Annotated in this window: 15 protein-coding genes; all 15 read left to right on the forward strand. The window is 40.0% G+C overall.

All coding sequences use genetic code 11. The features are described from left to right. Positions 1-2: 2 nt before the first annotated feature. The 15 genes from flgC (at position 3) to secG (ending at position 14,783) form a co-directional block, all read left to right on the forward strand. Complete coding sequence (flgC, locus tag VIK44_RS09410) at positions 3-437, forward strand: flagellar basal body rod protein FlgC (protein ID WP_331553645.1); 435 nt, start codon at positions 3-5, stop codon at positions 435-437. Between the two features lie 18 nt (positions 438-455). Continuing rightward, positions 456-776 (forward strand): flagellar hook-basal body complex protein FliE, encoded by a 321-nt coding sequence (locus VIK44_RS09415; protein ID WP_331553647.1) that lies wholly within the window; start codon positions 456-458, stop codon positions 774-776. Positions 777-929: 153 nt separating this feature from the next. Beyond that, positions 930-2,495: a flagellar basal-body MS-ring/collar protein FliF gene (fliF, locus tag VIK44_RS09420; protein ID WP_331553648.1), complete on the forward strand. Its 1,566-nt coding sequence runs from the start codon at positions 930-932 to the stop codon at positions 2,493-2,495. A 32-nt stretch (positions 2,496-2,527) separates the two neighbouring features. Beyond that, entirely contained in the window at positions 2,528-3,532 is a 1,005-nt protein-coding gene (fliG, locus tag VIK44_RS09425; protein ID WP_331553649.1) for a flagellar motor switch protein FliG, read from the forward strand. Then, on the forward strand, positions 3,525-4,241 hold the full coding sequence (locus tag VIK44_RS09430; protein ID WP_331553650.1) for a FliH/SctL family protein: 717 nt from the start codon (positions 3,525-3,527) through the stop codon (positions 4,239-4,241). Before fliG ends, VIK44_RS09430 begins: the two co-directional genes overlap by 8 nt. 17 nt (positions 4,242-4,258) lie before the next feature. Further along, positions 4,259-5,563, forward strand: a complete 1,305-nt coding sequence (gene fliI, locus VIK44_RS09435) for a flagellar protein export ATPase FliI (protein WP_331553651.1) — start codon at positions 4,259-4,261, stop codon at positions 5,561-5,563. Then, the gene (locus tag VIK44_RS09440; protein WP_331553652.1) at positions 5,560-6,009 is read left to right on the forward strand and encodes a flagellar FliJ family protein; all 450 of its coding nucleotides are present in this window, start codon (positions 5,560-5,562) and stop codon (positions 6,007-6,009) included. The genes fliI and VIK44_RS09440 overlap by 4 nt, the downstream gene beginning before the upstream one ends. Before the next feature lie 99 nt (positions 6,010-6,108). Then, positions 6,109-7,026 (forward strand): thioredoxin-disulfide reductase, encoded by a 918-nt coding sequence (trxB, locus tag VIK44_RS09445; protein ID WP_331553653.1) that lies wholly within the window; start codon positions 6,109-6,111, stop codon positions 7,024-7,026. 75 nt (positions 7,027-7,101) lie between these two features. Further along, positions 7,102-8,520: an RNA polymerase factor sigma-54 gene (gene rpoN, locus VIK44_RS09450; protein WP_331553654.1), complete on the forward strand. Its 1,419-nt coding sequence runs from the start codon at positions 7,102-7,104 to the stop codon at positions 8,518-8,520. 64 nt (positions 8,521-8,584) lie between these two features. Next, positions 8,585-9,706: a sugar-binding transcriptional regulator gene (locus VIK44_RS09455; RefSeq protein ID WP_331553655.1), complete on the forward strand. Its 1,122-nt coding sequence runs from the start codon at positions 8,585-8,587 to the stop codon at positions 9,704-9,706. A 71-nt stretch (positions 9,707-9,777) separates the two neighbouring features. Then, on the forward strand, positions 9,778-10,782 hold the full coding sequence (gap, locus tag VIK44_RS09460; protein WP_331553656.1) for a type I glyceraldehyde-3-phosphate dehydrogenase: 1,005 nt from the start codon (positions 9,778-9,780) through the stop codon (positions 10,780-10,782). 96 nt (positions 10,783-10,878) lie between these two features. Continuing rightward, a complete protein-coding gene (locus VIK44_RS09465) occupies positions 10,879-12,063 on the forward strand; it encodes a phosphoglycerate kinase (RefSeq protein ID WP_331553657.1) in 1,185 nt (394 codons plus the stop codon). Between the two features lie 11 nt (positions 12,064-12,074). Beyond that, positions 12,075-12,812, forward strand: coding sequence for a triose-phosphate isomerase (gene tpiA / locus VIK44_RS09470; RefSeq protein WP_331553658.1), 738 nt, complete (start codon positions 12,075-12,077; stop codon positions 12,810-12,812). Positions 12,813-12,894: 82 nt separating this feature from the next. Then, positions 12,895-14,430 carry a 2,3-bisphosphoglycerate-independent phosphoglycerate mutase gene (gpmI, locus tag VIK44_RS09475; protein ID WP_331553659.1) on the forward strand — a complete coding sequence of 512 codons (1,536 nt, stop codon included), beginning with the start codon at positions 12,895-12,897 and terminating at the stop codon, positions 14,428-14,430. A 125-nt stretch (positions 14,431-14,555) separates the two neighbouring features. Then, on the forward strand, positions 14,556-14,783 hold the full coding sequence (secG, locus tag VIK44_RS09480) for a preprotein translocase subunit SecG (protein ID WP_331553660.1): 228 nt from the start codon (positions 14,556-14,558) through the stop codon (positions 14,781-14,783). The last annotated feature ends 27 nt before the right edge of the window (positions 14,784-14,810 follow it).

Below are 14,810 nucleotides of genomic sequence, written 5' to 3' on the forward strand. Positions count from 1 at the left end.
AAATGAGTTTTTTAAGTTCTTTTAATATTTCAGGATCAGCGTTAACAGCCCAAAAATACAGATTGGATGTTATTTCCCAAAACATAGCCAATGCCCAAGTCACCAAGACTGAAAGTGGAACCCCATATCGTCGGAAAATGGTGGTGCTGGGTAGTGTGAATACAGGAAGTTTTCAGGATGCTCTTAATTCTGCAACTAAGGTAAATATGGAAGGTGTACAGGTTGAAAAGGTCATGGATGATCCATCAGACCTGGTTCCGGTATACGATCCCAGTCATCCAGATGCCAATGCTGAAGGTTATGTGATGTATCCCAATGTGAATACGGCCCAGGAAATGATTGATGCAATGGGTGCAAGTCGTGCCTATGAGGCAAATGTAACAGCGCTTAACGCCACTAAGTCCATTGTGTTAAAGGCTTTGGAAATTGGTAAATAAAAAAGGAGAAATAATAATATGTTTATAGTTCCTATGAGTTCAATTATTGGACAAAGCGGTATTGGTTCGGTTAGCAAAAGTCTTGACAGTACAGCAGCAGTTTCCGGAGACAAATCAGGATCTGGTTTTAAAGATATGGTTCAAAGTGTTATTAATAACGTTGAGTCCACAGAGGCTGCAACCAAGGTGGATGCTTATAATTTATCAATCGGAAATATGGATGATACCCATACCATGATGATCAATTCAGCCAAGGCAGATGTTGCACTCCAAACCATGGTTCAGCTTAGAAACAAAGTACTGGATGCGTATTCACAAGTCATGAATACGAATTTATAAAAAATTAAATCTAGTTTAAGAGATTTTAAATATTGCGGAAATTGTTCGATTGAATCGTCTTTTGATTGGTGTTTCGAAGAGTTCTGCAATTTTTTTGTAAAAGATTTGAGAATGATTAATGTCATAAAATCTACAGGCGGATAAATATAAAAAATGAATGAACAAATAAAAAGGTTTTTGGGGAGCATTCAACAATTTTGGGCTGGCCTTTCCAAACAAAGCAAAGGACTCATTATCGGAGGAGTCGTGGTGGTGCTGGTTGGAGCTCTCGCAATGACGGTTTTGTTAAATGCTAAGAATTATGTTCCCCTTTTCGATAATTTGTCGGAAGCGGAAAATACCGAAATTTTAGGGCAGCTCCAGAAAATGAATGTGAGTGTAAAGCTAGATTCATCGAATAATATCACGGTTCCCAAGGCAGATGAATCCAAGATCAGGATGGCTTTGGCAACCGCAGGTTACCCTAAAAATGGGTTGAGTTATTATGTGATCCAGGATAATAGTAGTATGCTTTCAACGGATTATGAAAGAAAGCAATACGAGAACATGCAACTCCAAGAAAGAATCGGCGCCAGTATCGAGACATTGGATGGCGTTAAGGATGCAGTTGTGACGATTTCAGTGCCAACAGAAAATGTTTTTTATTTACAGGAAACAGAAAAGCCAACGGCTTCTGTTATAATTCGTATGAACCCCGGTAATACCTTGACAGAAAGTCAGGTTCTGGGAATCCAGAATTTGGTTGCCAAGTCTTTCACCGGGCTTTCTAAGGATAACATAGCCCTTGCGGACAGTGAGGGAAACGATTTAATCAGCAGCACTTCTGCCCTCAGTGGTAATTCTTCCAAAATAAAAATAACCAAAGAAATTGAAGATAATATAAAGAAAAAAGTCACTGAGGTTTTGAATGGACCCTATGATCCTTCGAAATATAAAATATCTGTTTCGGCAATCCTTAATACAGATACCTCTAAGAAAGAAACAACGGTTTTCACACCTTCTCCTGATGGGAATAATACCGGGGTCATTAATCAGGAGTCGTCGAGTCAAAGTGGTTCCGGAACCACAGGAACTACTAATGGTGTTGCCGGAACGACTAGCAATACAGAAGTCACAACCTATGCAGCAGGAACGACTACAGGGACGAATCCCACTACTGATTTAACAAACAGTACAACCTACTCAGTGAATGAGGATAAAACTCAGACGGAAAAAATGGATCCGGTAGTGGAATCAGTTTCCATTGGGATTGCCCTGGATGATGTTACTTTAAACCCCACAGAGCAGGAGAATCTTATCCAGCTGGTGGCTTTTTCCGCAGGGGTAACCCCTGAAAGTATTGCGATTCGAAATTTTGCGTTCAACAGCCAGCAAGATAATGTTGAAACAACCAAAGCAACCACAAATAACATGAATCAACTGCTGCTTTACGGCGCAATTGGAGGTGGAGTCCTGCTTCTTATTGTATTGATTTTCGTTATTATTCTTGTGATCAGAGGCAAAAAGAATAAAGATCCACTGGGATTAGACGCAGAACTAGCAGGTAATGCACAGGGCTCAATGGACGAATTGTTCGGGGAAATGACTCCAAATGCTGGGGTTGCCGATATTGAGCCAATCAAGGACGAGAAAAAAGAAAAAGTAAAAGACTTTGCCAAGGAAAACCCGGAAATTGCAGCTCAATTGTTTCAATCCTGGCTAAAAAATGAAAATGAATAATAAGAAGAAACTAAAAAAGGATGACAATGCGTATGGATGGTAACTTAACTCCGAGGCAAAAAGCAGCCCAAGTTGTAATTGCTCTTGGGGTTGATATTGCCTCAGGTATTTATAAACATTTACAGGAAGATGAAATTGAAAAATTAACCTATGAAATAACCCAGCAGGAGAGTATTCCACCAGATGTTACAGATCAGGTTATTGATGAGTTTTACGGCTTATGTGTAGCCCAAAAGGTCTATATTGAGGGCGGTGTTAGTTATGCCAAGAATGTCCTTGAAAAGGCCTTCGGGGTTCAGCAGGGGAATGCGCTTTTAGAAAGAGTAACAAAAACATTAAGAACAAAGGCTTTTGAATTTGTTCGAAAAGCAGATTACAAGAATCTTCTAAATATGATTGTTAATGAACATCCCCAAACCATTGCATTAATTCTATCCTATGCCAGACCCGATCAGGCTTCATCTATTATTTCTGAATTGCCGAAAAGTATTCGGGTGGATGTCGTCGAGCGTATTGCCAAGATGGACAGAACATCACCAGAAATTGTCAGACAGGTAGAAAGGATTCTTGAAAATAAATTCCAATCAGTGTTATCATTCGATTTGTTGGAAGTTGGCGGAATCAACTATATCGCTGAAATTATGAACAATATTGACCGGGGAACCGAGAAGTATATCTTCGATGAATTAAGCAAAACTGATCATAAATTATCTGAGGAAATTAGAAAACGCATGTTTGTTTTCGAGGATATTGTTATTTTGGATCCTATGTCAATCCAACGTTTTCTCCGTGAAATTGATACAAAAGAAATGTCCATTGCGCTTAAAGGTGCAAACAAAGACGTTTCTGACCTTATTTTCGAAAATATGTCTCAACGTATGGGTGAAACGGTTAAAAGTGAAATGGAATTCCTCCATAATGTGAGAGTACGTGATGTTGAAGAGGCCCAGCAAAAAATTGTAGCTATAATCAGAAGGCTTGAAGAAGAAGGCGAAATTGTCACTTCAAAAGGCGGAAAGGATGAGATTATTGTCTAGTATAGTTAAGGCTAAATGGATTACTGAAAGTATTCAATCATTGGAATTTCCTGAAGTCAGCCCGAAAAATAATATAACCAGGCATGCTGAAAATGCAGATAAAACCAAAATTGCTTATGATCAGACGGTTGAAGGAATAAAATCTGCCAATGAGCTTATGAAAAGTGCTTTGAAAAGCAGCCAGGAAATTAAACTTATTTCAAAAGAAAAAGGATATAATGAAGGCTTTTCCCAGGGACATGCGTCAGGCCTTGAACAAGGGTTAAAAGATGGCGCACAGGCTGCAGAAGCCCAGGCTCAGGAGAGTCTGAATGAAATAAAAGACCTGATTGACTGTTTAAAGCAAGAGCGACAAACAGCTTTGGAAAATCGGAAAAAAGATTTATTGTCGGTTGCCTTTGAAATTGCAGGTAAAATTATGAAGCAACAGGTTCAACTGGATGAAAATGCTATTCCTAAAATGCTGGAAGAAATTATTCTTGAGAATGAGGAAGGTTTAAAAATATATTTATCAGAGTATCAAAAAACCTTAGAGATTCACATTGATAAAGAAATCTCTGAAAAGATACAGAAATTATCGAAAAGTGCAAAGGTTATCATTCTTAAAGAGAATGACAAAATAATGATTGAGACAAAAAACGGCGTGGTGGAAATGAGCATGCCGGTACAATTGGAACAATTGAAGAAGGCTGTTGAGCAGAGTACTTAATATGGAAGAGGCTTTTTATGAATACATCAAAGGTTTGTAAAGCGATTCAAGGTGCTGAAACCTGCCGTTTCTTTGGTAAAATTGAAAAAGTTGTGGGGATGATGATTGAATCGGTTGGTCCTGAATGTAGAATGGGGGATCTCTGTAAGATATTCGATCAGAATGCTGAGAATTTTAGTCTGGCAGAAGTTGTGGGATTTCGTGGCAACAAAGTTTTATTAATGCCCTATGATGAGTCTGACGGCATTAGTTTCGGCAATATTGTTGAGCCAACCGGAGCTGCTCTTAAAATCGGAGTGTCTGAAAATATGATTGGCAGGGTGATTAATGCCATGGGTGAACCCATTGATGGCATGGGACCCATTGAAAATACTGTTGACTATGACATTCAGAGTGTTAGAGCTAATCCATTTTCCCGACCCTGTATCGACGAGGTACTTGAATTTGGAGTCAAGGCCATTGATGGCCTTTTAACCATTGGAAAAGGTCAGAGAATGGGAATTTTTGCGGGAAGCGGCGTCGGAAAAAGTACGTTAATGGGAATGATCGCCAGAAATGTGAAAACCCATGTGAATGTCATTGCGTTAGTTGGCGAAAGAGGCCGGGAAGTTCGCCAGTTTTTGGAAAAAGATTTGGGAAAAGAAGGTTTGGCGAGATCGGTCATCGTGGTTGCCACTTCTGATCAGCCTGCGATGCAACGCATGAAATGTGCCTTAACCGCCACAACCATAGCCGAATATTTTAAAGATCAGGGGAAAGATGTTCTTTTAATGATGGATTCTTTAACCCGATTTGCCATGGCTCAAAGAGAAATTGGTTTGGCAACGGGAGAGCCTCCGGTGGCAAGAGGGTATACCCCTTCAATTTATTCCATGATGCCCAAGCTTCTTGAGCGAACCGGGAACTTTGAGAAGGGATCCATTACCGGGATTTATACGGTTCTGGTTGAAGGTGATGATATGAATGAGCCAGTTGCCGATACGGTAAGAGGTATCATTGACGGACACATTATTTTGTCACGAAAGATTGCTGCCAGAAATCATTATCCGGCCATTGATGTGCTTGGGAGTGTCAGCAGACTGATGACCGATATTGTGGATCGGGATCAGATTGATATTGCTTCTCAGATCCGTAACATGATGTCGGTCTATGATACCAATTTTGATCTTGTTAATATTGGTGCCTATAAAAGTGGGTCCAACCCGGGACTTGACAAAGCACTAAAAAAAATAGACGGCATTAATGGATTTTTACAACAAAAAGTTGATGAAAAGATTTGTTATCAGGATAGTATTGAATTAATGAAAAGAGCTATTATATGAAAAAATTTGAATTTCATTTAGCAAAACTGTTATCCTATAAAGATCAAAATCTGGAAAATGAAATGATGATTTTAGCTGCTTTCAATAAACAGTTACAGGAAGAGCAAAAAAGGCTTTCAGCGCTAAAAACCGACCGTGAAAATTGCAATCATAATTTTGAAAAAAAAATGTCAATGGGTATCACACCCCAGTTCTGTCAGATTCATTTACGTTATATGACATACTTAAATGATCAGATTAAGATCATTGTCAAAAAGATACTGGCAATCGCTGAAAAAATTGATGGTCAGATTGAAATTGTAAAAAATTTAAAGCTCGAAACAAGATCTCTGGAAATAATTAAGGAAACACGATATAATGAATACAAAAAAGAAATGGTTAAAGAGTCTGAAAAGCAAATGGAAGAATTTATCGTAACCGCTAAAATTATGAACAATGTTTTTTAATGGGATTTTAATATAATAAAGGGCAGTGATGGTGAATGTTTCAACATGGATTTTTTTAACCGTTGCTTATCATTTAATTAATTTTAAAAGAGGTGTAAGATGACATATGATTTAATTATTATTGGCAGTGGCCCGGCAGGTTTGACTGCCGGACTTTATGCCGCGCGAGGATCATTAAAAGTGTTGATTATCGAAAAAGCTGGCATTGGGGGACAAATTGCAACTGCCAGAGAAATTGAAAATTACCCGGGAGCTCCAGCCAATAGCACCGGTCCGGATCTTGCCGAACGGATGCGTCAGCAATGTGTGGAATTTGGTGTGGAATTTTCCACAAGAACTTATTTATCAAATCAGGAAACTCCTGGAGGGTTTCTTGTTCAGACAGATGCAGAGACATTGGAAACAAAAACCATTATTATCGCCACTGGAAAAGCGTCGAAATCAGTTGGTTACAAAGGCGAGCAGGAACTTAGGGGCATGGGAGTTTCGTATTGTGCGGTTTGTGATGCTAATTTTTTCAAAGGATTGAGGGTGGCTGTTATCGGCGGGGATGATGCTGCATTGGAAGATTCGCTGTATCTCACAAAATTCGCAAAAGAAGTTGTGATTATCCATCAGCAGGATACGTTCAAAGGTGATGAGGTTCTTCAAAAAAAAGTTATGGATTGTAAGCAGATTGAAATTTTGGATAATACGCAATTAGAAGAAATTAAAGGCAGCGGCATGGTGGCAAGCATTTGTGTGAAAGATCTGAAGACTGGAAAAATTTGCGAAATTCCCATGGATGGTGTTTTCATTTTTGCCGGACTAAATCCGAACACTGAAATGTTTGTGGGCAGTCTCCAACGAAATGCCAAAGGTTATCTTGTGACTGATGCGGAAATGCGTACCAGTATCCCCGGATTGTTTGCAGCAGGGGATGTTCGGGAAAAATCATTGCGACAGGTGGTCACTGCCACGGCAGATGGCGCAATTGCAGCTTTTAATGCCATCAAATTTATTGATGAGCTTGTCTGAAACAGACTATAATCAGGACTGGAGAAAATCCAGTCCTGATTTTTTACAAACTAAAAAAGTTGAGGTGGTGTAAGAATGAATATAAAGTTTAATTTAAATATTGCACAAACTCAAAAATTGATCATGACCCAGGAAATGCAACAGGCCATTGAAATTCTTCAGTTAAGCTCAATGGAATTAAACAATCTCATTGAAGCTGAAATTAACGAGAACCCGGTGCTGGAGTTTAATGAAGTTTCCATTAAAGCTTTGGCTCCTGAAACGGGGGAAGCTGCTAAAGAGGAAACAAATAAAAAAGAAGACATCAAATGGGATGAATATTTTCATAGTGTGGAAGCCTCAGAATACCGGGGACAGGCACCCAGTACCTATGATCCGGATGATGAATTCGGTTTTGAGAAATTTTCATATCAGGAAAAAACCCTGAGCGAGTATCTTCATTTTCAGTTGAATATGGTGTCTGAGGAACTAAGTGATGAAGAAAAATTCATTGGAAAGTATCTCATTGACTGCATTGATGATAACGGCTATCTGATCGTTGATATGAAGTATCTTCTGGGAATCCTTGAATCAAAAGAGCATAGCATTAGAAAGCTCATTGGCATTATCCAGGGTTTTGACCCTATTGGGGTTGGGGCCAGGGATATAAGGGAATGCCTTCTGATTCAACTTCGGCACATGGGCTATGACGATGATGAAATCTATATGGAAATTATAAATGATCACCTGAAGGATTTGGCAGATCATCAGTATAAACGGATTTCAAATTCCACCGGGCTATCACTTGAAGAAGTTTTTGAATTCAAAGAACTTATTCAAACATTGGAACCGAAGCCCGGCAGAGAGTTTACAAATTTAGAGGGCGTTTCCTATATTATCCCCGATGGATCCATTGAGAATATCAATGGGGAACTGGTGGTGAAAATCAATGAAATATCAGCTCCCCGGCTTAAAATAAATTCTTTTTATAAGGGAATGCTTAAAAAAACTGATCAAAATGAAGACACCCGAAAGTACCTGGAAAAGAAACTGGATGGTGCGGTTTTCCTTATTCGCAGTATTGAACAGCGCCGGGAAACGATCCTCAGAGTAATCCAGGCCATTGCCGAATGTCAGGAAACTTTCTTTTTTGAAGGGGTAGAGGATTTAAGGCCAATGACCCTTAAAACCGTTGCTGAAATGGTAGAGGTTCATGAATCCACTGTGAGCCGTGCCATTCGCGGGAAATATATACAAACCCCGAAAGGAACCTTTGCACTTAAGTTTTTCTTTAAACGTGGATTTAATCAGGGGGAAGAAGATCGTTCTTCAGACGCCATTAAACAATTTATCCAGGAAATGATTGAAAGTGAAGACAAGAAAAAACCGCTCAGTGATCAAAAAATTTCAGAAATACTTAAGGAAAAAAATCTTGATGTGGCAAGACGAACTATTGCAAAATACAGAGAAGCATTATTGATACAGCCGTCATCCAAACGAAAAGAATATCGATGAGAATAAAGAAGGTCAGAACATTTTTATAATGTTCTGACCTTCTTTACTTGTAATTGGGGTTTTAATGAAGTATAATAATTTTGTCCCGGTGGGACAAAAGCGAGTAAGCACATCCGAAGGAAGGGAAAATATTGTGACAAATCAATTAAAAATTAGTAAGGAAGTCATTGAGCTTCAGAAGCTTGTTGCGCCAGAAGTGAATCGCCTTATTGAAATGCGATACAATATTTTGTCAACGATCAGCAGTGAACAACCCATCGGTCGGAGAAACCTTGCCTTTGTACTTGACATGAGTGAACGTCAGGTTCGAAATGAAATCGATTTTTTCCAAACGGAAAAATTGATTTTAGTCGAGCGTCAAGGCGTTGTCATCACTGATGCCGGGAAAGAAATACTCATGAAGCTTAAAAGTTTGCTCTACACTTATAATGGTTTAGAACAACTGGAAAAAGAACTTTTGGAAAGACTGCATCTTAAGCGTGTCATGATCTGTCCCGGAGATATGGACATAAACTATGAGGTCCTCCGGTTTATGGGCCGTTCCGGTGCCAAATATGTTTTATCGGTTATGAAAGGCAGAGATACCTTAGCTCTAACAGGAGGAAGTGCCGCTGCCGCAGTAACTGATGAAATGTCTGAAGCTTTTTATCCGGATGTCTATGTTATTCCAGCCCGTGGCGGCATCGGCAAAAGCCATTCAACACAAGCTAATAATGTTGTTGCAAAAATGGGCTTGAAACTTCATTCCAATTATGAACTTCTCCATTTACCTGATAATATTGACCATCAATTATTGGAAGCCCTTCAAGATTATCCGGAAATAAAAAGGGTATTCGATAAGATGGAAGAGATTGATATCTTTGTTTTTGGATTAGGTCGTGCAGATGTGTTAGCTGAATGGCGAAGCATGAGCGCTGCAGAAAAACACAAAATGTTAAATGAAGGTGCTGTGGGAGAAGCATTTGGTCATTATTTTAACATTGACGGTCAGGTCATTTGTCCTTCAAGTGCCATTGGTATCAGTATTGACAATTTTAAAAAGATACCCCATGTCATTGCAGTAGCCGGAGGAATATCAAAGGCAGACGCAATTATCGGGGTGAGTCGTGTTCGGAAGGACATTGTACTCATCACTGATGAAAGTGCGGCAAGGGAGATTCTTGAAAAATTAAAAACAACGTTATAAACAGATTGAATCGGTTTATGGCGGAGTTATAGATCAAAAAAGTTTATTATTATTCTAAGGAGGCAGATAATATGTCTGTAAAAGTAGCAATTAATGGTTTTGGTAGAATTGGTCGGTTAACCTTTAGATTAATGGCGGATAATCCTGCGTTTGATATTGTTGCCATCAATGATTTAACAGATGCAAAAACCTTAGCATACCTGTTAAAATATGACAGTGCACAAGGAAAATTCAAAGAAGATGCCATTGAAGTTAAGGGTGATACCATTGTTGTTGATGGGAAAGCAGTTAAGATTTTTGCGCAAAAAGATCCTGAACAACTACCATGGGGTAAACTGGGAATTGATGTTGTTATTGAATGTACCGGATTCTTTACGACTGAAGAGGGTGCCGGAAAACATATTAAAGCCGGGGCTAAAAAAGTCATTGTTTCCGCACCTGCAAAGGGCAACGTAAAAATGATTGTATACAACGTTAATGAAGCGACTCTTGATGGTTCTGAAAAGGTCATCAGTGGTGCTTCCTGTACAACAAATTGTTTAGCTCCTGTTGCTAAAGTTATGAATGACAGCTTTGGCTTGGTCAGCGGTTTAATGACCACTGTTCATGCCTACACCAATGACCAGGCAACTCTTGATGGACCACATAATGACCTGAGAAGAGGTCGGGCTGCTGCTCAGAATATCGTCCCTACTTCAACAGGTGCTGCGGCGGCTGTTGGTAAAGTATTGCCAGCCTTAAACGGAAAATTGGATGGTTTTGCACTGCGTGTCCCAGTGATAACCGGTTCGTTAGTGGACTTAACCTGTGTTCTGGAGAAAAAAGTAACCAAAGAAGAAATTAATGCCGCATTTAAAGCCGCTGCCAATGAAACTTTAGGCTACAATGAAGAACAAATCGTTTCCACCGATATTATTGGAATGAAATATGGATCATTATTTGATGCCACTCTCACAAAAGTAATGGATGTTGAAGACGGAAAGCAACAGATTAAAGTTATTTCCTGGTATGATAATGAAATGTCCTACACGTCTCAATTAGTTCGTTTAGCAGGTTTTGTTGCAACACAAATATAATAAAATATAAGAATAAGCAAAAAACTTTTCAGTTCCCTGTTATTATGGGGAACTGAAATTATTTTTAGATAAAATAAAAATTGAAAGGACATCAATATGAACAAGAAAACCGTAGCGGATTTAGATTTAAAAGGAAAAAAAGTATTAGTGCGGGTTGATTTTAATGTGCCGCTGGATGAAAACAGAAACATTACCGATGACACCCGGATTATGGCTTCTTTACCAACCATAAACTATATTCTGGAACATGGAGCGTCGTTAATTCTCATGTCTCACCTGGGACGTCCTAAAGATGAGCCGGATCCGAAATATTCATTGGCACCGGTTGCGAAAAAACTTGCAGCGATTTTAGGAAAGCCCGTTATTTTTAATGATGATGGATTGGTCACAGGCCCTGAAACGGTTGCTGCAGCAGCCTCACTTAAACCAGGGGAGATTCTTTTACTCCAGAACACCCGCTTTCGTCCTGAAGAAAAGAAAAATGACCCCGAATTTTCAAAAAAACTTGCTGCGTTAGGAGATGTTTTTGTGAATGATGCCTTTGGAACAGCCCATCGTGCCCATGCATCCAATGTCGGTGTTGCTCAAATTCTCACCGGAGTATCGGGCTTCCTGATTCAAAAAGAACTGGATTACATGGGCAATGCTCTCAAAGCGCCGGAGCATCCTTTTGTTGCCGTTTTAGGTGGCGCCAAGGTCGCTGATAAAATGGGAGTCCTCGAAAACCTTCTGGAAAAAGTCGATACCCTTATTATTGGCGGCGGTATGGCATTTACTTACCTTAAAGCCCAGGGTTATGACATTGGGAAATCGATGCTGGAAGTCGAAAAAATTGAGTTAGCCAAAGAGCTCATGGCCAAAGCCAAAGGGATTAACTTGTTATTACCAGTTGATGTTGTTGCTGCAGAAGCCTTTGCAGCAGATGCACCTTACAAGGTGGTCAACATCGATGCAATCCCTCCAGGTTCAATGGGACTTGACATCGGACCGAAAACCGTTAAAATCTTTACCGAGGCAATTTCTGATGCAAAAACTGTTTTTTGGAATGGCCCCATGGGTGTTTTTGAAATGCCTGAATTTGCAAAGGGAACAAAAGCTGTGGCGAAAGCAATGGCGGAATCCAATGCCATTACCATTGTTGGTGGTGGGGATTCGGCAGCAGCTGTAAAAATTCTGGGTTACGAAGATAAAATGAGCCATATTTCAACAGGTGGCGGAGCTTCCCTGGAATTCCTTGAAGGCAGAGTATTACCTGGCATTGAAATTTTACAAGATAAATAGGAGAGTGAAAAATGCGTAAACCGATTATTGCCGGAAACTGGAAAATGAACAATGATGTTAATGAAACAGAGTCTCTGATGAAAACATTACTGCCCCTGGTAGCTGATGCTGCAGCGGAAGTCGTTTTTTGTCCAACCTACCTGGGTCTTCAAAAAGCTGTGGAAATGGCGAAAGACTCAAATGTTGGCATTGGTGCTCAAAACATGCATTTTGAAAAAAGCGGGGCCTTTACCGGTGAAATTTCCGGGGAGATGCTGGTTGCCATTGGAGTGAAATATGTTATTATCGGTCATTCCGAAAGACGTCAGTATTTTAATGAAACGGATGAAGCAGTGAATAAAAAAGCTATTAAAGCCCTTTCGTTAGGATTAATTCCCATTGTATGCTGTGGTGAAACCCTGAAAGAACGTGAAAGCGGACAAGCCGAAGCTAAAGTTGTGAGACAAATAGAATCCGGTTTAAAAAATATTGATACTATTTCAAAGGTTGTGGTTGCCTATGAGCCTATTTGGGCCATTGGTACCGGAAAAACTGCCTCCAAGGAAGAGGCAGATGAAGCCTGTGGTTGGGTAAGAGCCACCATTGCTAAACTATATGGTGAAGATGCCGCTGATAAAGTTCGGATTCAATATGGCGGCAGTGTAAACCCCGGCAATGTTAAAGAATTAATGGCCATGAAAAATATTGATGGTGCATTGGTTGGGGGAGCGGCATTAAAAGCCAGCTTTGCAGAAATCGTAAAATTTTAATAAAAGTTCCAGAAAAACCTAATTTCAGGAATGATTATTTATTGTTATATTAGAAAAATTTCAACCCAGAGGTGTGTGACAAATGAAAAAGAATTTAACGGCCCTGATCATTCTTGATGGCTATGGCTCCACACAAAGTAAAGAGGGTAATGCCATTGCAGAAGCAAAAACCCCTTTTCTGAATGCTTTATACATGGAAAATCCTCATACCCTGATTACTGCCAGTGGCCTTGGGGTAGGACTTCCGGAAGGACAAATGGGTAATTCCGAAGTCGGACATCTTAATCTTGGGGCTGGACGGGTTGTTTACCAGGAGCTGACCAGAATTACTAAATCCATTGCGGATGGGGATTTTTTCAGAAATAAAGCTTTCCTTAAAGGGATGAATTCCGCTAAAGAAAAACATGGAGCCTTGCACATTATGGGATTATTGTCCGATGGCGGGGTTCACAGTCATGAAGACCATCTCTATGCGTTAATAGAGCTTGCCAAACAGCAGGGGCTTAAAAAAGTGTTTGTTCACTGTTTCATGGATGGTCGGGATACCGCACCGGATGGTGGGATTGGTTATATCCAAAAATTAGAAGAAAAAATGGCGGGAATTGGGGTTGGAAAAATTGCGTCCGTTATCGGTCGTTACTATGCAATGGATCGGGATAATCGATGGGACCGGGTGGAAAAAGCCTATCATGCCCTGGTATCAGGAGAAGGAGTCCACGCGGTCAGTGCTTTGGCTGCCACGATGGCATCCTATGATACTGGTGTAACCGATGAGTTTATTCTGCCAACCATTATTGATACGGTTGATGAAACCCGGATAAAAGCCAATGATACCATTATCTTTTTTAATTTCAGACCTGATCGTGCCAGGGAACTGACACAAACCTTTATTGATCCTGATTTTTCAGAATTTATCAGAAAACCCGGTTTTTTCCCAGTGACCTTTATTTCCATGACTCAGTATGAAAAGAGCTTTACCAACATTGAGATTGCCTTTAAGCCGGTAACGGTTAAAAATACGCTGGGAGAATATTTAAGTGACTTGGGGATTCCGCAACTCCGAATTGCGGAAACTGAAAAATATGCCCATGTGACTTATTTCTTTAATGGCGGAATAGAAAAACAATATCCCCTGGAAGACCGCATTCTGGTGCCGTCTCCTCATGTGCCCACCTACGATTTGAAACCGGAAATGAGTGCTCCCGAGGTTGCCGCAATGGCACTTCAAGCTATTGCATCTGAAAAATATCAGGTCATGATTCTGAACTTTGCTAATGCGGATATGGTTGCTCATACCGGGCTAATCGGGGCAACCGAAAAGGCTCTTGAAACCGTCGACAGCTGTACAGAAAAAGTGGTCAAGGCTATTTTGGCAAAAGGCGGTGCTGCCATTATAACAGCTGACCATGGAAATGCTGAACAAATGCTGGATTATAAAACCCATCGCCCGTTTACTGCCCATACCAGCAATCAGGTTAAATGTATTTTGGTTGGAGCCGGTAACGTTCTGCTGAGAAATGATGGTAAGCTAGCGGATGTGGCACCGACCATGTTAGACCTAATGAAACTTCCTATTCCAGAGGAAATGACAGGGGAAACTCTGATTGCAAAAGGATAATCAGTTCATAAATGAAGTTGGTTACGTTTACATAAAAAAAGTCTCTGTTGAGACTTTTTTATGATTGAAAATATTTTTAGAATATGATATTATTATGTGCACGATTATATACGGAGGTGATACCAATGAAAACCGCTTTACTGGTTATATTAATTATTTCTAGCTTTGTTCTTATCGCTGCGATTCTTTTGTCGCCAGGTAAGTCAGCCGGAATGTCAGGAGCCATTGCAGGTGGTGCCGAAACTCTATTTGGCAAGAAAAAAGCTAAGGGCTGGGAAGGTGCTTTAGAAAAAGCAACCAAAATTTCAGCCGTCATATTTATGTTGTCTGCATTCGTTTATTCAATCATTTAATTAGGCCGCGCATCTGATTCAGGGGAT

It is taken from the genome of Acetobacterium sp. (assembly GCF_036508315.1).
Classification (GTDB): domain Bacteria; phylum Bacillota; class Clostridia; order Eubacteriales; family Eubacteriaceae; genus Acetobacterium.